The 16622-nt window shown below is 72.1% G+C and carries 15 protein-coding genes; 10 read left to right on the top strand and 5 right to left on the bottom strand.

What is annotated here, in order from left to right:
- Window positions 1–72: 72 nt before the first annotated feature.
- Together WMF45_RS36630 and WMF45_RS36625 are read right to left on the bottom strand one after the other, a co-directional pair.
- A complete protein-coding gene (locus WMF45_RS36630; protein WP_437710307.1) occupies window positions 73–1356 on the bottom strand; it encodes a winged helix DNA-binding domain-containing protein in 1284 nt (427 codons plus the stop codon).
- 146 nt (window positions 1357–1502) lie between these two features.
- Entirely contained in the window at window positions 1503–3143 is a 1641-nt protein-coding gene (locus WMF45_RS36625) for a hypothetical protein (RefSeq protein WP_437710306.1), read from the bottom strand.
- A 343-nt stretch (window positions 3144–3486) separates the two neighbouring features.
- Here WMF45_RS36625 and WMF45_RS36620 point away from each other — a divergent pair, with 343 nt between their 5' ends.
- Window positions 3487–4434, top strand: a complete 948-nt coding sequence (locus WMF45_RS36620) for a glycosyltransferase family 2 protein (RefSeq protein WP_437710304.1) — start codon at window positions 3487–3489, stop codon at window positions 4432–4434.
- 32 nt (window positions 4435–4466) lie between these two features.
- On the opposite strand, the gene WMF45_RS36615 is transcribed toward WMF45_RS36620, so the two are convergent.
- Window positions 4467–5405, bottom strand: a complete 939-nt coding sequence (locus WMF45_RS36615; RefSeq protein ID WP_437544270.1) for a UDP-glucuronic acid decarboxylase family protein — start codon at window positions 5403–5405, stop codon at window positions 4467–4469.
- Window positions 5406–5509: 104 nt separating this feature from the next.
- Here WMF45_RS36615 and WMF45_RS36610 point away from each other — a divergent pair, with 104 nt between their 5' ends.
- The 3 genes from WMF45_RS36610 (at window position 5510) to WMF45_RS36600 (ending at window position 8338) form a co-directional block, all read left to right on the top strand.
- Complete coding sequence (locus WMF45_RS36610) at window positions 5510–6598, top strand: radical SAM protein (RefSeq protein WP_437710302.1); 1089 nt, start codon at window positions 5510–5512, stop codon at window positions 6596–6598.
- Complete coding sequence (locus tag WMF45_RS36605) at window positions 6591–7388, top strand: SDR family NAD(P)-dependent oxidoreductase (RefSeq protein WP_437710300.1); 798 nt, start codon at window positions 6591–6593, stop codon at window positions 7386–7388. Before WMF45_RS36610 ends, WMF45_RS36605 begins: the two co-directional genes overlap by 8 nt.
- Before the next feature lie 62 nt (window positions 7389–7450).
- Window positions 7451–8338, top strand: a complete 888-nt coding sequence (locus WMF45_RS36600) for a sugar transferase (RefSeq protein WP_437710298.1) — start codon at window positions 7451–7453, stop codon at window positions 8336–8338.
- 52 nt (window positions 8339–8390) lie between these two features.
- Here the strand turns inward: WMF45_RS36600 and WMF45_RS36595 are convergent, their stop codons facing one another.
- Window positions 8391–9656: an oligosaccharide flippase family protein gene (locus WMF45_RS36595; protein WP_437710296.1), complete on the bottom strand. Its 1266-nt coding sequence runs from the start codon at window positions 9654–9656 to the stop codon at window positions 8391–8393.
- A gap of 154 nt (window positions 9657–9810) precedes the next feature.
- Between WMF45_RS36595 and WMF45_RS36590 the strand changes: the two genes are divergently transcribed.
- From WMF45_RS36590 to WMF45_RS36565, 6 genes are read left to right on the top strand one after another with little or no spacing between them, the layout of a single operon-like run.
- Entirely contained in the window at window positions 9811–11226 is a 1416-nt protein-coding gene (locus WMF45_RS36590; protein WP_437710294.1) for a radical SAM protein, read from the top strand.
- A complete protein-coding gene (locus WMF45_RS36585) occupies window positions 11223–12002 on the top strand; it encodes a WecB/TagA/CpsF family glycosyltransferase (protein ID WP_437710292.1) in 780 nt (259 codons plus the stop codon). Before WMF45_RS36590 ends, WMF45_RS36585 begins: the two co-directional genes overlap by 4 nt.
- Window positions 11999–13165: a DegT/DnrJ/EryC1/StrS family aminotransferase gene (locus WMF45_RS36580; protein ID WP_437710290.1), complete on the top strand. Its 1167-nt coding sequence runs from the start codon at window positions 11999–12001 to the stop codon at window positions 13163–13165. The genes WMF45_RS36585 and WMF45_RS36580 overlap by 4 nt, the downstream gene beginning before the upstream one ends.
- Before the next feature lie 24 nt (window positions 13166–13189).
- Window positions 13190–13816, top strand: coding sequence for a YdcF family protein (locus WMF45_RS36575; RefSeq protein ID WP_437710288.1), 627 nt, complete (start codon window positions 13190–13192; stop codon window positions 13814–13816).
- Between the two features lie 2 nt (window positions 13817–13818).
- Window positions 13819–14229 carry a hypothetical protein gene (locus tag WMF45_RS36570; RefSeq protein WP_437710286.1) on the top strand — a complete coding sequence of 137 codons (411 nt, stop codon included), beginning with the start codon at window positions 13819–13821 and terminating at the stop codon, window positions 14227–14229.
- Complete coding sequence (locus WMF45_RS36565) at window positions 14226–15494, top strand: MFS transporter (protein WP_437710284.1); 1269 nt, start codon at window positions 14226–14228, stop codon at window positions 15492–15494. Before WMF45_RS36570 ends, WMF45_RS36565 begins: the two co-directional genes overlap by 4 nt.
- 15 nt (window positions 15495–15509) lie before the next feature.
- On the opposite strand, the gene WMF45_RS36560 is transcribed toward WMF45_RS36565, so the two are convergent.
- Window positions 15510–16391 carry an NAD-dependent epimerase/dehydratase family protein gene (locus WMF45_RS36560; protein ID WP_437710282.1) on the bottom strand — a complete coding sequence of 294 codons (882 nt, stop codon included), beginning with the start codon at window positions 16389–16391 and terminating at the stop codon, window positions 15510–15512.
- Window positions 16392–16622: the final 231 nt, after the last annotated feature.

The raw sequence follows: 16622 nt of genomic DNA, 5'->3' as shown, positions 1-16622 counted from the left end.
CATGAGTGGCCATGGGATGGCCGGAAATGGCCACGCCCCTGGGACGCGCGCAGGGGTTGTCAGCTGGCGGCCTCATCTCGTGGCCTTCGCGCGCGCCGCAGGCGCCTTCGCGGCTCCGCCGCTCTTCGCCTTTGCCCGCGGCGCGGGCGCCTTTGCGGCTCCGCCGCTCTTCGGCTTCGCCCGCGCTGCAGGCGCCTTCGCGGCTCCGCCGCTCTTCGCCTTCGCCCGCGCCGCCGGCGCCTTCGCGGCTCCCGCCTTCCCGAAGCGCACCTCGAACGTGCCGGCGTCCTCCTCCATGAATCGGAGGAGCGCCTCCCCTTCCTCGGCGAGCTGCTCGCGCGCCGCCTTGCCAGGCGCCTCGAACGGCTCGAGCACGAGCGCGGCCGTGGCCTTCTTCCGCTCGATCGTCCATGTGCCGGCCACGAACCCGTCCACGAGGAACGTCGGCAGGATGCGCAGGTTGGCGGACAGGACGATCCGCGGGCGATGCTCGTCCGCGATGACGCGCGTGCGGTCGTCGTGCGCGAGCAGGAGGTTGTCGTAATCGGGTAGAAACCGGGCCGGCGCGGCGGTGTCCGCGGGCGGCCGCGGCGCGTCGGGCAGGTCGAAGAGCTCCCGGCCCCGCTCGTCGCGGAACACGCAGAGCTGCTCTCGCAAGGCGTGGAGCACCTCCTTGACGCGGGTCAGCCCGGACCACGTCTGCACATCGGTCGCTGTCGCCGGGCCGAACGACGCGAGGTAACGGAGCACCAGCGCCTGCGGCGCGCCGGCGTCGCGGAGCGGCTTGCCGAGCCAGGACGCCGCCGGGGCGAAGTCCGCCGTTCCCGGGTATCCCCACGGGGTCTCGCCGGGCACCTGGACGACCGGCAGGTGCATGCGGACCGCGAGGGCCATGGCCCGCACGTCGCCGTCGGCGTGGCGCTCGGCCAGGTGGTCGCGCAGCTCGTCCATGGTCCGCGGCTCCGCGTCGAAGTACGCGCGCGCCTCGGCGACCAGCCCAGCGATGTCGAGGGCGTCCGCGCGCTCGCGGAGGACCGACCGCATCCCGGCGTGGAGCACCGGCGCGATGACCGGGTGCAGATCCAGGTAGTCCCTTGCGCTCACGAGGTGCAGCGTGCCGCGCAGGAACGGCGCCCGGACGACCTCGCGGCGCACGACGAGCTGGACGAGCTGCTCGCGCCGGAACGCCGCGATCCGGGACCACAGCCCGATGAACGGCGGCCGCGCCAGCTGGGCCTGGAGGGCGATCAGCCGCTCGATCCCGTGGACGGCCGAGGTCTGCTCCCGCGCGAGCAGCATCTGCCGCGCGAGCGTGGCCCGGTTGAGGTCTCTTCGTGTCAGCGTCGGGGCAGGCATGCGGCCCGCGAGCTTACCCGAAACGAGGCTCATCCTCTATGTCTTGGCCGCCTGCTGCTCCTGGCCAGAGCCGCAGGCGGCGAGCCTCACGTCTGGATTCAGCGGGCGAGGACGAACGAGAGCAGCGCCGCCTCGTCGCCATTGGATCAGAATCGATAGAGCACGTTGTCCTCGTCGCCAGAGACATAGATCGTCCCTGACGGGCCCACGGCGACGCTGCTCAACGCATAGGTCGGCACCGTCCCTGTGACCGCCTCGAGGCCCACCTTGAGGTGCTTTTTCACGACCCAGGTGTCCCCCGTCGACGGGTCGACGCGCAGCAGGCGGCGCTTCCCGACCTCCACGACGAGCAGGGTGCCGTCCAGATCGACGGCCATCCCCTCCGGCTGATCCAGGCCGTCGGCCACCACGAGCGGCGGAGAGAGCGTCACGCCCCCTGCCGCCACCTGGAGGATCTGGCCCGTCGCCCAGTCGGCGGCCCAGAGGTCGCCTCCCGACACCGCGAGGCCCGAGGGCACGGTCATCGGCGCGAGCGTCACGAGGCTGCCGCCGCCCGTCCGGCGGACGACGCGCGCCGCGCCCGGCCCCGCGCCGAGCTCGGCCACCACGAGATCTCCCTGGAACCGGACCGCGTTGAGCGGCGAGACGAAGCTGCTGTACGTCTCGAGGACCGTCGCCGTCGCCGGGTCGTAGATCTGAACCACGCTGCTGAGCCACGCGGTCAAGATCAAGTTCGAGCCGTCCGCCGACACCGTGGCAGGACCATGAAAATCCGACTGACCGAGGAACGACCGCTCGACGCCCAGCGGAGCGCCCGTGTCCCCGTCGAACTTCCGCAGCGACGACAGATCGGCCACATAGACCGACTCGGCGCATCCTTCGGTCGTCACGGCCACGCCGCCGGGGATGATCATGCCGCCCTGCATGATCGTGCGCTCCTGGCCGTTCGGCCTGATGCGGACGATGAAGCCGTCGCTGGCGCTCGACACGTAGAGATTGCCCTGCGGGTCGAAGGCGAGGTTGTCGAGCCCCGGCGTGAGCTCCGCGATGACCTCCTTCTCGCCCGTCTCGATGTCGATCCGCACGACCTCGCCGTTCTGATCGACCACGTGGAGCCGGCCGAGCGCGTCGAACTTGGCCGCCGCGGGGATGAAGAAGCCGTCCGCGACCGTCTGGAGATCGCACTCCACCTCCGGGTCGACCGCGCCGGTGCAGGAGTCCACATCGATGCTGATCACCCTGCCTTGCGTCCAGATCGGCCCGTACAACCTGCCGTCGGGCCCCCAGTCCATGCCGTTCAGGAAGCCGAGGTTGCTCGCGATGTGGCGCGGCGGAGCCGACAGCTCCGGATCGACCTCGTAGAGCCCGTCACCGAAGAAGTCGAGCGCCACGAAGAGCCGCCCCGTATCGGAGAACGTGATGGGGTTGACGCCCGTCGCGACGAACTGCTGGGTGATCGCGCCCGACGGCGCGTGCCGCACGACATTGCCAGGGATGAGCGAGGTCCAGTAGAGCGAGCCATCGGGGCCGAACGTGAGGTCGTCCGGGCCATCGATCCCGTCCGACGCGTCGAGCCGATCCACGACGGCTCCGCTCTGGCGGTTCACGATGGCGATCTCATTGCCAAGGAAGCTCGCGACGTACAGCCGACCATCCGGCCCCACATTGATCCCGTTGGTGCCGTGCAGCGGCGACCCCTCGGCGAGGATCGGCCGCTTCGCATGGGCCGTCGGCGAGGCTCCCAGAAGCACCGTGCCAGCGAGCACGAACGCAAAACGCCTGTGCATAAGCTCTCCCCTCAGCGCCGCACCTGGACCGGCACACCCAAGGATCACGATGACGTCAGGCGCGAAACCAGCGCGACGGCGCGAACCTCCGGCGGACTTTGTAGTCACGCGGGGTTGTTCTTACGCTAACATAAGCAGTAGCCTTACCCAAGCCTAAAATTCATGCAATGGATGCGGACGCGCCGGCGTCGTCCTCGGCGCCGCTGGCATCGTTGGCATCGTCGGCGTCGTCGGCATCGCCGGCATCGCCGGCGTCGCCGGCATCGTCCGTTCCTGGGTGGCCATCCCGCGCGGCGCGCGCCGCGTGACACCCGAGCCGGCGTGGTGGTATGCGTCGGAGTCGATGGCTGCCAGCATCTGCCTGCCGGCGTACAACGAAGTCCGCACCATCGAGGCGACCCTCACCGAGCTGTCGCGGCTCGGCCCCGAGGTGGACGAGATCCTCGTCTGTCTCAACGGGTGCACGGACGGCACCGAGCGCGTCGTCGAGGCGTTCCGCGGGCGGGAGCCGCGGCTCGCCGTCATCGAGAGCGAGCTCGGGAAGAACAACGCATGGAACGCGCTGGTGGCCCGGGCGCGCAACCGTCGCCTCGTGTTCACGGACGCGGACGTGCGCCCCGCCGAGGGCTCCATCTCGGCCCTGCTGCGCGCCCTCGAGCGCTCTCCACACGCCGCCGTCGCCGCGGCCTTCGAGCAGCCGCGCGGGGCGCCGCCGCCGCCGCTCGGCACCGTCCTCCGCCTGCTGACGACCAGCCTCGGTCAGGACTACATCTCCGGTCGCCTCTATGCCATCGATCGCGATCGGCTGGGCGCGGTGATGGCCGATCGTGGGCTCCTGCCCGCCGGGGCGCTCCCTCGTCTGCCCGTCGACCTCGTGACCGAGGACTCGTGGCTCACGGCGCTCGTCGCCGGTGACGCGCTTGTCGTGGTCCCCGAGGCGCCCATCCACTTCGAGGTGGACAGCATGGCCGACGTGGTCCGCGCGCTGGCGCGCAATGCCGCCGCGAGAGAGCAGCTCCGCTCGAGCTACCCGGAGCTCTACCGGCGCGACGGCGCCCGCCTGCTCTCGGCGCAGTCGGCGCCAAGGATCCTCCTGGACCGGCTGAGATCGGCGCCGGGGCCTTTCGCGGTCACGCGCGGGCTCGGAGGGATGGCCCTCAGGGCCGCGATCCACCGCGTGCTCGGAGAGCGCATCCGGGCGCAGCGCGATCGCATCCTGGCGGACGTCACCGCCGGCCGCGGCGGGCGCGTCATGGCCACCTCCGGCCGCCTCCCGTCGAAAGGCGGCTGAGCGCCCGTCCCGGCAGGGCGCCCCACCGGACGTCAGACGCGCGGGCGGAACCAGTCGATCGTGCGATCGAGGCCCGAGTCGAGATCCACCAGAGGACGCCAGCCGAGCAGCTCGGTGGCCCGGGAGATGTCGGGCCTGCGCCGATGGGGATCGTCGATGAGGGCATCGGTCATCGTCAGCTTCGCGCGCCCGCCGGTCTTGCGGATGATGAGCTCGGCGAGGTCCTGCATCCTCGTCTCGGCCGGATTCCCGAGGTTGACCGGTCCCGTCAGGTCCTTGGCGTTCATCACGCGGACCAGCCCCTCGATGAGGTCGCTGACGAAGCAGAACGAGCGCGTGCGGTGGCCTCCGCCGTACAGCTCCAGCGCCTCGCCGCGCAGCGCCTTCACCACGAAGTTGGCGATGACCCGGCCGTCGTTCCGGTCCATGTTCGGACCATAGGTATTGAAAATGCGCACGATGACGGTATCGACGTTTCGGGTCTGGCGGTACTCCCAGAAGTACGTCTCCGCGACCCGCTTGCTCTCGTCGTAACAGGCCCGAGGCCCGATGGGGTTGACGTTCCCCCAGTAGTCCTCGTGCTGAGGGTGGACGAGCGCGTCGCCATAGACCTCGGAGGTGGAGGCCTGCAGGACCCGGGCCCCCAGCTCCTGCGCCAGGCGGAGGACGTTGATCGCGCCGAACACGTTCGTGTTGAGCGTGTGCACCGGATCGGCCCGGTACTTCACGGGCGACGCCGCGCAGGCCATGTTGTAGATCTGGTCGACCTCGAAGCGGAGCGGCTCGCTCACGTCGCAGCGGTGCAGCTCGAACCGCGGGTTCTTCAGCAGCGGCCCGAGGTTCTCGTCACGCCCCGTCACCATGCTGTCGACGCAGATCACGTGGTGCCCGTCGGCCAGGAGCCGCGCGCAGAGGTGCGACCCGAGGAAACCAGCCCCACCCGTGACCAGGATTCGCTTGCTCGCACTCATCGGAAAAATACCTCCTTGACGCGCTGTTCGGTAAAGCTCTGGGCCGTGGCGCCGTGATTGGTCGAAATCTGTTTACCATAGGAAATAGATATTACAAAGACCGGATGACATCTGGAGGCGAGTTCCTTATCATGCAGCGCGTGCACCGCTCACCTCGTTACCTGGGCTCGCTCGTCCGCGCGAAGCTCGCCCGCGAAGCGCGTCCAATCTGGGTGGATGTGTGTGTTACCAATCGGTGTCATCTGAGCTGCGAGTACTGCTACGGCGACTACCACCACCGGCACGACGACATCGGACAGCTCAAGGTCGAGCAGCTGTTCGCGATCGTGGACGAGGCGGCGGCGCTGGGGACGGCGGTCCTGACGCTCACGGGCGGTGAGCCGATGCTGCACAAATCCATTGGCCGCATCATCGAGCGGGCGGTGAGCCGAGGGATCTCGGTGGGAATGGTCACCAGCGGATTCCGCGTCAAGGAACGCGTGGATGAGCTCGCCGACCTGAGCTCGATCGTCGTGAGCGTCGACGGTCCGGAGCCGATTAACGATCTGAACCGCGGTCAGGGGACCTTCGCCGTGGCCATGACGGCGCTCGAGGCGTGCCAGGCGCGCGGGATTCCGCGCATCGTGAAGGCGGTGCTGAACCGCCGGAACAAGGACCAGGTGCCCTGGCTCCTCGAGCTGGCGGGCCGCTTCGGCGCGCGGCTCGAGGTCGTCATGACCTACGCCCCGCAGTCCGATCGGCAGCTGCGCATGCACGGCGACAACTCCCTCGACGCGGGCGAGCGGCAGGCCCTGGCGGACGCGCTGCTCGATCACAAGCGCCGGGGGGCGCCGATGGTCTTCCGCGAGCGCGTCTGGGAGAACATGGCGCGCTGGTGGAAACACCACGAGGGGGATCGCGTCACCCGGGAGGAGCGGCGGGAGCGCTTCGAGTACCTGCCGTGCAGCGCGGGCCGGTACTACGCCTTCATCGACGGCGACGGCCGCATGTACCCGTGCAACCAGCGCCTCGCGGACTTCCCCGCCAGGAGCGTGCTCGAGGTCGGCGTCCGGGCCGCCTGGGAGCACCTGCGCGATCACGGCTGCTTCGCCTGCGCGGCGCCGTGGCTCAACCAGCAGCACCTCGTGAGCAGCGAGCAGCTCCTCGCGCGCAGCCTGGGGCGCGATCTGCTGGCGCGGGTCGCGCGTGCCTGAGCGGACGCTCGCCATCGTCGTGCTCGGCGGCTCGCGCGGGATCGGGCGGGCCATCGTCGAGCGCGCGCTCGCGGAGGGGCACCGGGTGTTCGCCGGCGCGCGGGACGAGCGCTCGCTCCTCGCGCTGCAGCAGAGCGCCGCGCCCGAGGGCGCTGGCCGGCTCGGCACGGGCGCGGTGGACGTCGGCGACGACGCCTCCCAGCGCGCCTTCTTCGGCGCGGCGCGCGCGTTCCTCGGCGGGATCGACGTCGTCGTCAACAACGCCGCCCGGGAGGGCTACGGGCGCCTCGACGAGATGGCGCTCGAGGACGTCGAGGCGATCGTCCGCACCAACCTCCTCGGCGTCATCCTCGGATGCCGGCACGCGGCGCAGGCGATGGGGGACGGCGGAGGCCACATCATCAACGTCGGCTCCGAGGTCTCGTTCCGCGCCGTGCCCATGAAGAGCGTCTACTGCGCCACGAAGTTCGCCGTCCGCGGGCTGAGCGACGCGCTCGATCTCGAGCTCGCGCCCCGGGGGATCCGGGTCTCCCAGGTGCACCCCGGGTGGGTGGACACGGGCCTGCACGAGGACGAGCGGCGGCGCCGGGGCTCGGTGTCCCGGCCGCACGACGGCGGCGTCCCGGTGCAGCAGGTCGCCGAGAGCGTGGCCGCGCTCTGGCGCGCGCCGCGGGCGCAGGGCGGCGCTCCGCTGCGGCTCCGCCTCCGCAGCGTGGTGGGAGAGCTCTTTCCGGCGTGGGCGCGGTGGCGGACGCGCCGGGCGTTCGGGGAGCAGCTGAGAGAGGGCTGAGGCGAGACGGCAGGGCGGGGGAACCGCCGCGACGCCGGACCGGAGACCACCAGGAGGTTTTCTTGACCTGTGCAACGACGTCCTTCCCTCAAGGTGCAACCGCGCCGCCTCCTCCGCTGGATCCGGCCGCGCCCGTCGTCGTCGAGGGCCTCGACGCGGTGGGGGAGGTGCTGCGGCGGGCGCGCGGGCGGGCGCAGGCGGTCGCGATCGCCTCGCGGGACCTCGAGTGGCTCGCGGCGCGCCTCGGCCTGTCCGAGCGGACCGCGGAGGGGCTCCCGGTGGTCCGGTTCGGCTCGGGCGAGCGGGGCGGCCTCGACGCCGCGGCCACCCGGGCCGTCGAGAGGCTCGTTGCCCTGTCGGTGCTGCTCGGGGGCGCGCCGCTGTGGCTGACGATCGCGCTGCTGATCCACCTCGAGTCCCCGGGCGGGCCGTTCCACGTCGCCCCGCGCGCGGGGCTGCGCGGGAAGCCGTTCCGGTTCTTCAAGTACCGGACGATGCGGACGCAGCGCCGGGACGGCGAGGACCGGGGCGACGCCGCGCGGCTCTCGGTCATCCGCGGCGAGATCCCCGGCTTCGTGCGCGACGACGGGGTCGTCATCCCCAAGGACCCGAGGGATCCGCGCGTCACGCGGCTGGGCGGCGTCCTGCGCTGGCTGTGCCTCGACGAGATCCCCCAGCTCCTCCACGTCCTCACGGGCGACATGGCCCTGGTGGGTCCGAGGCCCTATCCGATGGCGGAGTTCGACGCGCTCAAGCCGTGGCACCGCCTCCGGACCGAAGGCCGGCCCGGGATCACCGGCCTGTGGCAGGTCGTGGCGCGCAACCAGGTGACCTTCGACCAGAGCGTCATCCTCGACATCTACTACCTGACCAACGCCAGCTTCTGGGGCGACCTGAAGATCATGGCGATCACGCCGCTGCGCATGCTCTTCGGCGTGGGGAGCTACTGACGCCGTGCGCCGGGCGATCGACGACGCCGTGACAGGACCGCTCCTCGGCCGCTCAGGAGGCCCCGAGGTGGTCCCTGACGCGAAAGAGGACGATCACCTCGCCGGCCACCAGGCCGAGCGTGACCACGAGCTTCACCGCGGCGGCGCCGGCGGCGCCGTGCGCGGGCACCGCCCACAGGTCCCCGGCCGCGATGAGGAGCACGGTGGCCGTCCAGAGGGCCGCGTACGGGCGCTGCTGGCCCGCGGCGAAGAGCATCGGGCCGATGGCGAGCTCCGGCACCATCCACACGAGCGCGGTGGTCAGGAGCTGCAGCGGCAGCACGGCGCTCGCGTAGTCGGGGCCGAACACGAGCCGGACGAGCGGCCCGCCCATCCACCACACGACGGCGCTCATGAGCGCGCCCGCGGCCATGAGCCCGACGAAGGTGAGCGTGGCGAGGCGCCTGCGGGTGCTCGCGGAGCGGCTGGCGACGAAGGCGGGGAAGACGGCCGCGCGCACGACGCCCGGCAGCATCATGGCGCCGCCGATCATGCGCTGGACCGCGCTCATGTCGCCGACCGCGTGGGGGGTGCTCATCCAGCCCAGCATCAGGAGATCGAGCTGGAAGTAGAGGGGGCTGGCGACCATCACCACCGCGAGCGGCCCCGCCTCACGGAGGAAGCCCTGTGGCAGCGTCGCGCCCTCGCTGGACCACTGCCGGCGCTCGAGGAGCTGGGCGGCGAGGGCCAGGGCCAGCGCGAGGGCGACCAGGTGGCCCGCGACGAGGCCCCACGCCAGGCCGAGCGCGCCGAGCCCCGAGAGCAGCGCGCCCGTCCCCAGCCCGAAGGACGTGACCGCCATGGTGACCGCCACCAGCACCTCGCGCTCCATCCGCTGATGCCCGCGGAACACCTGGTTGAGCATCTCGACGAACGAGGCCATCAGCCAGGCGGCCGTCAGCAGCCACACGAGCGTCCGGCGTGGCGAGGCCGCGCCCGCGAGGAGGCCGACCACGAGGCCGGCGGCGCCGGCGGCCAGCGTCACGGCGAGCTTGAGGCGCACGAGCGGGCCGATGGGAGCGCCGGGATCGCGGGCCACCTCGCGCGCGATGAACAGGTGCAGGCCGAGGTCCGCGAGCTCGCCGAGCAGGAAGCCCACGGCGAAGGCGTAGCTGTAGTCGCCGAAGCCCGCGGGCCCCAGGAGCCGCGCGGCGACGACGGCGAGGAGCATGCGGACGCCGCGCGAGACGAGATCGCTCGCGGTCTTCAGCGCCATGCTGCCCGAGACGCTTCGCCTCGCCGGCGGCGGGGCGTCCTCGCGGAGCGCCGACGACGTCATGGATCGAGGAGATCCCTCACCGGAGGTCGCCGCGCGCGCATGCCGCTCCCCTATCGCCCCGATCGCGGTGCGGTTCAACTTCCCGGTAGCAGTCACGTGAAGCGGCAGGGCGCCGCGCGCCGTGCGTGAAGGATCGAATCCAGGAGAGGACCACGTGAAGACCAGCACGGATGGCAACGTTTCGTTGGTGCAGCTCAGGCGGAAGGAGTCGCTTGTCTCGGCGGACATCGAGCCGCCGGAGATCCTGCTCGAGCGGGCCCTCGCCCTGGCGGTGCCGGCCGCGCGCCCGGCCGCCGCGCCGCGGCCTCACGGCCAGACCCGGGAGCTCACGCGCCGCGGCGTGCTGTGGCTCGGGCAGACGTGCAACCTGCGGTGCCACTTCTGCTACTTCCTCGATCGGATCGAGGACAAGGAGCACCCCGAGCACCCGTTCATGTCGCTGGAGAAGGCGCAGGAGATCTGCCGGACCCTCGTCGAGTTCTACGGGAACAATGCGATCGACATCCAGGGCGGCGAGCCGACCATCTGGCGCGACATCCATGCGTTGATCCGGTACTGCGCCGGGATCGGCCTCGCGCCGACGCTCATCACGAACGCGCTGGTGCTCGACAAGCGCGACAAGGCGCAGCAGTTCAAGGACTCCGGCGTCGCCGACTTCCTTGTCAGCGTCCAGGGGCTCGGGAAGGCGCACGACGTGGCCGTGGGCGTGAGCGGCGCGCACGTGCGCCAGATGCGCGCGCTGAACCACCTCATCGCGCTCGACGTGCCGTTCCGCGTGAACTGCGTGATGTCGAAGCTCGCCGTGCCGCAGCTCCCGGCGATCGCGAGGCTGTCGGTCGAGCTGGGGGCGCGCGCCGTCAACTTCCTCGCCTTCAATCCGTTCGCGGATCAGCGCAAGGAGGGCGCCCGCACCGCGGAGAACGTGCCTCGTTATGGCGACCTGCGGGGCCCGCTCGACGAGGCCCTCGACGTGCTCGCGCAGGCCGGCGTGGAGGCGAACGTCCGGTACCTGCCCCACTGCATCGTCCCCGAGCGCCACTGGCCGTCGGTCTACAACTACCAGCAGCTCTCGTACGACCCGCACGAGTGGGATTTCGCGAGCTGGACCTGGACCAACAAGGGCCCGCAGCGGATGCGGGCCGGCGCCGTGTCGCCGCCCGTCCCGCTCGGCGCGCGGCCCCGCCTCGGCCCGCTCCGGCAGCCGCTCCTCCGCCTCGCCGACGCGCTCGACCTCCGGGGCCGGATGCTCCGCGCCGACACGGACCCGCGGATCGGCCCCGTGATGAGGAAGCTGGAAGGGCTGTCCTACCGGCTCCTCCGCCGCCGCGGGGATCGCGACGCGGCCTACCGCCACGACGCGCTGAACCGCGTCGAGCACAACGGCTACCAGAAGGGCGCGGGGTGCCAGCGCTGCGCGCTCCGCGACATCTGCGACGGGTTCCACGGCGACTACGTCGCGATGTTCGGCACCGACGAGGCGCGGCCCGTCCTCGATCGCGCCCCGGTCACCGATCCTCGCGCGTTCATCAGCGCGCAGGACAAGGTGGATCCGGCGAGGGGAGAGGCATGACCGTCGCTCCGCCCTCGATCGCGCCCCGGGTCGACGTCCTCGGCGTCCCCGTCACGCGGCTCTCCTTCGATCAGCTGCTGCGCCGCCTGGACGAGGCCCTGCAGTCGGAGCGCGAAAGGCCCGACTACTACACCTACGTCAACGCGTACTGCGCCACGCTGGCGGCGCGCGAGTCGCCGTACCGCGCCTCGGTTTCCCAGGCCGACGTCGTGTACGCCGACGGCATCGGGGTGGTCTGGGCGGCGCGCCTGCTGGGCGGGCCGTGCCCGGAGCGGATCAACGTGGGCCCGGTCGAGCTCGGCCGGATCGTCGACCTCTGCGCCGAGCGCGGGGCCTCGGTCTTCCTGCTCGGCGGCGCGCCCGGGATCGCCGACGAGGTCGCGCGCCGCCTGGTCGCGGAGCGCCCGGGGCTCCGGATCGCCGGCGTTCACCACGGGTACTTCGCCCCCGAGGAGGAGGCGGCGGTGGTCCGGGAGATCAACGGCTCGGGCGCCGCGTTGCTCATCGTCGGCCTCGGCCCGCCCAAGCAGGAGCTCTGGGTGAGCCAGCACCTCGCGGCGCTCCAGGTGCGCGCCACCTGGTGTATGGGGGGGCTGCTGGATCAGGTGGCGGGCGCCGTCGCGTACCCGCCCGAGTGGGTGCGCCGGAGCCACGTCCAGTGGCTCTACCGCCTGGCGGTCGAGCCGCGGCGGCTCTGGCGGCGGTACCTGCTCGGCATCCCGGAGTTCATCGGCCGCGTCGTCCACCAGCGCCTTCGTCCGGAGAGACAAGCATGAGCGACCAGCGACCCTTCATCCCCATGGTCTCCCCGCAGGTGGACGAGCCGGACGCGATCGCGGCGCAGATCGCCGACGTCCTGCGCTCGGGGCGGCTCAGCAACACCGGCCCGCTCGCCGAGGGCTTCGAGCGGGCGATCGCGGCGTTCCTCGGCGTCGAGGAGGCCGTGGCCGTCTCGAACGGCGCCGTCGCGATCAGCCTCGCCATCGAGGCCGCGGCGGTGCGGCGGGGCAGGGCGATCCTGCCGGCCTTCACGTTCATCGCGACGCTCAACGCCGCGGTGCACGCGGGCTTCGAGCCGGTCTTCTGCGACATCGACCCGGAGACCTGGACGCTGGATCCGGGGCACCTGCGCCGCCTGCTCGCGGAGCGCGGCGCGACGCTGGTCCTCCCGGTCAACGTGTTCGGCGTCCCGCCCGATCTGGCCGCCATCGCGCGCGAGGCCCGCGGCGCGGGCGCGGCCGTGATCTACGACAACGCGCACGGCATGGGCACCGAGGCGGCGAGCCGGGAGGCCGAGGCGCTGCTCACCGCGACGACCTACTCGCTGCACGCCACCAAGGTCCTCGTGGCCGCGGAGGGCGGCGTCGTCGTCTCCCCGGACCGGGAGGTCAGCGCGGCGATGCGCCGGCTGCGCAACCACGGGCTCGCGCAGCCGCTCTCGGCGTCGGTCCCGGGGATGAACGCCAAGCTGGACGAGCTGCGCGCCGCCCTGGCGCTCTCGTCGCTCCGCCGGCTCCCGGAGGCGCTGGCCCGCAGGCGGACGTACCTCGACCGGCTGCGCGCGGCCCTGTCCCGGCACCCGCAGGTGTACCGCACCCAGCGCATCCCGCCGGGCGTGAACCCCAACGGGCAGAACCTCGGGGTCGGGTTGATCGACGCCCCGATCGACGACGTCATCGCGGCCTTCGCGCGGCGCGGCGTCGAGGCGCGCCGGTACTTCTACCCGCCCCTGCACGCGCTGGACTGCTTCCCCGCGGGCGTCGCCCTCCCGAACACGGACCGGCTCTGCGCGGGCCAGGTCTGCCTGCCCCTGCACGGCCGGATGAGCGAGGAGACGCTCGAGCGCGTCGAGGGCGCGATCCACGGCGTCGCGGAGGAGCTGGAGGCGCGGCGGCTGTCCGCGCGCTCCTCGAGGCCCGCGCTCCTGGGCGCCACGTAGGGGCGGCTCCAGGGATCCGACGCCATGCGCATGGAAGGAGCGTGGGACCGCCTGAGCACCGCGGCCGGCGTGATCGGGCTCGTGGCCTTCGCCGTCGCCGCGTTCACCCCGGTCGCCGCGCCGCTCGATCGCTGGATGGCGTCGGCGCCCGACGCCGGGCAGGCCGACGCCGTGGTCGCCCTCGGCGCGGACGTCGATCCGGACGGGCGGCTCCCGGAGGATTCCCTCCGGCGCGCCGTCGAGGCCGTCGCGCTGTACCGTGAGGGGCGAGCGCCGCTCGTGCTGATGCTCGGCAGCCGCAACGGGCCGGCCAGCGAGGCCGAGTCGCGCGCTCGCCTCGCGCAGGGCCTCGGCGTCCCCGCGTCGGTCCTGCTCACGGAGCCGCGCGGGCTGACGACCGCGGTGGAAGCCGAGCGGAGCGCGGAGCTCCTGCTGCCCAGGGGCGCAAGGAGGATCCTGCTCGTCACCGGCGCGCACCGCATCGCGCGCGCGCGCCGGCTCTTCGAGCGCGCGGGCTTCGAGGTCCTCGCCGCGCCCGTCCAGGAGGGGTCGCCGGCGTCGAACACCCCGGGGGAGCGCCTCTCGGCGATCGGCCGGCTGCTCCAGGAGCTCGCGGCGCGCGCCCTGTCGCGGCTCCGCGGGGAGGTGTAGCGGTGTCGGACGCGCTCTACATCCTTGGCGTCGTCGCCGCCACGTCCTGCGTGGTCTATGCGGCGGGGCGCCGCCGGGGGATGCGCGCCGGGCTCCTCCGGCCCGCGCTCCTGCGCGCGATCCGCTGCGTGGGTGTGTGCCTCCTGTTCTGGGGCGGCAACGTCGCCGTCGGGGCGGCGGTGGCCCTGCTCGTGCGCGGCCTGGGGCTCGGGTTCATCTGGCTCTACGTCAACACCGACGTCTCCGTGCTCGTCCTCTCCGCGCTCCAGGCGCTGGCCTTCGAGTCGTGGCGCATCGAGCACGAGCGGGAGCGCGCGACGAGCGCCTCGCGCGCCGACGATCCCCCCGGATCCCCTGCCGCGCCGGGGCCGGCATATGAGTCCCCGCATCAGGTAAAAGGAGCGAAGCGATGAGCACTGCAGCCGTGGAGGAGCGTCCGGTCTCGAGCCGGTGGAGCGACAGGGCGCTGCGCCAGACGGCCGGTTACTACGGGCTCTTCATCTGCCTGGGCCTCATCACGGCGATCACCGGGCCGACCCTGCCGGACCTGGCGCGGCAGACGGGCTCCAGCGTCGGGGACATGGGCTCGCTGTTCCTCGGCGGGGGGGTTGGTTACACGCTCGGTACGCTCTGGGGAGGCAAGCTGTTCGATCGCGTGCACGGGCACAACCTGCTCGGGGGAGCGCACCTGATCGCTGCCGTGTGCCTCGCTGTCATCCCGGCCGTCCCGTGGTTATGGCTGCTCGTGGTCGTGGCGTTCTGCCGGGGTCTCGCGGAGGGGCTGATCAACACGGGCGGGAACGCGCTGCTCCTCTGGACGCACGGGGAGAAGGTCAGCCCTTACATGAACGGGCTTCACTTCTGCTTCGGGCTGGGCGCGTTCGTGTCGCCGCTCCTTGTCGCGCGCGTCCCGGTCGCCTGGGGCGGTTACCACGCGGCGTACTGGGCCGTGGCCGCCTTCTCGGCGCTCGTCGCCCTGGGCGTGCTCTCGATGCGACACTGTCCCGAGCCTCAGGAAAAGGCCGGGAAGGACGCCGCGGCGAAGGGCGCGGAGCGCGCGCTGCCCCTCCTTCCGGTGCTCGTCGCGGTGCTGTACCTGTTCGCCTACGTCGGCGGGGAGATCTCGTTCGGGAGCTGGATCTACACCTATGCCCTCACGCTGGGCGTCGTCTCGGCGACCGGGGCCGCGTACCTCACCTCGGGGTTCTGGCTCTCGTTCACGATCGGGAGGCTTCTCTCGATCCCGGTGGCGATCCGCTTCACGCCGCGCCAGGTCATCCCTGTGGGGCTGGGCGGCTGTCTCGTGCTGTCCGCGATCATGCTGCTCCTGCCGCCCTCGAGCGCGCTCCTGTGGGGTGTCTCGCTCGGGCTAGGGCTCTTCATGGCGCCGCTCTGGCCCAGCGGCTTCACGCTCACGGGGCAGATCGTGCCCATGACGGCGCTCGTGACCGGGCTCGTGCTGGTCGGCGACAGCCTCGGCGGCATGGTCCTCCCGGCCCTCACAGGCAAGCTGATCGAGGGGGTGGGCCTGGAGCGGCTGGCGTACTCGCTGCCGATGCTCGTGTTCGGAAGCCTCGTTGTCTGTGCCCTTTCTTATCTCGTGCTGCTCGCCCTCGACAACAAGCGAGGAGGGGAGGCGCCGGCGGCGAGCGCCGCGCGCGACGGCGCTTTGCCCTGAAGCCTGCGGCGCGGCTCATGGCGCGCGGTATCCCTGCGCCGGGTCGCGCAGGGCGCCGCAGATGCCTCCGAGCGCCTCTCCGACCTCCGGGGACCAGCCCAGGCTGCGCAGCTTGGTCGCGTCGAGGGCGGCGTCCATGGCCAGGAAGCCGGCGATGGGGCCGTGCGCTGCGAGGGCTTCCGCGAGGCTCCACGAGCCCACGGGGACACCGGCGGCGTCGCCTATCGCCGCGAAGAGCGCCGCCATGGGCTCGGGCGACGCCTCGGCGGCGTGGAATACGCCCCTTGCGTCCGACTCCAGCAGCATCGCGTAGGCCACCGCCAGATCCCGGACGTGGACGGTGGACCAGCGGTTCTCGCCATCGTCGATATATCGCGCCACCCCCGCGGCGCGCGCGCCGTGCACCAGGCCCGCCACCGGACCTCCGCCGTTGCCATAGACGATCGGCGGCCGCACGACCAGGCCGCGGACGCCCTTCGCGCCGAGCACGCGCGACTCGGCCGCGACGAGCCACTCGAGCGCTCCGCCGGGGTTGACGCTCTCCTCCTCCGGCACGGGCACCCGCGAGGAGCGCGCGCGCGGCGCCCCGGTCGTCGTGATGAAGACCCCGCCGCTCATGGCGGAGAGCATCGCCGTCACCGCCGCCTCGTCCGTGGCCGGGCGATCCTCTCCTGTCGTGGCCGCGGTGTGCACAACCCCGTCGCCGGCCGCCGCCGCGCGCGCGAGCACGTCGACCTGCGATAAACTGCCCCAGATCGGCTCCGCGCCGGCGGCCCGCACCTTCGCCGCCGACGCGTCGCTGCGCGCGAGCCCGCGTACCCGGTGGCCGCGCGCGACCAGGGCGCGGGCGATCGCTGATCCGATGAAGCCGCTCGCGCCGGTGATGAAAACGTCCATGGTTGCCTCCTCGTGACTCGGTGGCTGAAGCCATGGCCGAACCTAGCGACCGGCCGGCGGACTCTCCATGGGGCAGGGTCCAGCGCTCTTTTGTGAGCGTCCAATGCCACCGCGCTCGGCGAGCCGACCGACGTTCCAGAGCGCTCACCCAGCGTTCACGCGGCGGCCGACGTGCTGGGGTTCGGGCGTAGGGCGCCGCAGGCGACCCGGAGCCCCGACGTTAGACGTGGA

The sequence above is a fragment of the Sorangium sp. So ce448 genome (assembly GCF_051520915.1).
Classification (GTDB): domain Bacteria; phylum Myxococcota_A; class Polyangia; order Polyangiales; family Polyangiaceae; genus Sorangium; species Sorangium cellulosum_B.
This window is presented reverse-complemented; position numbering and strand designations above follow the sequence as displayed.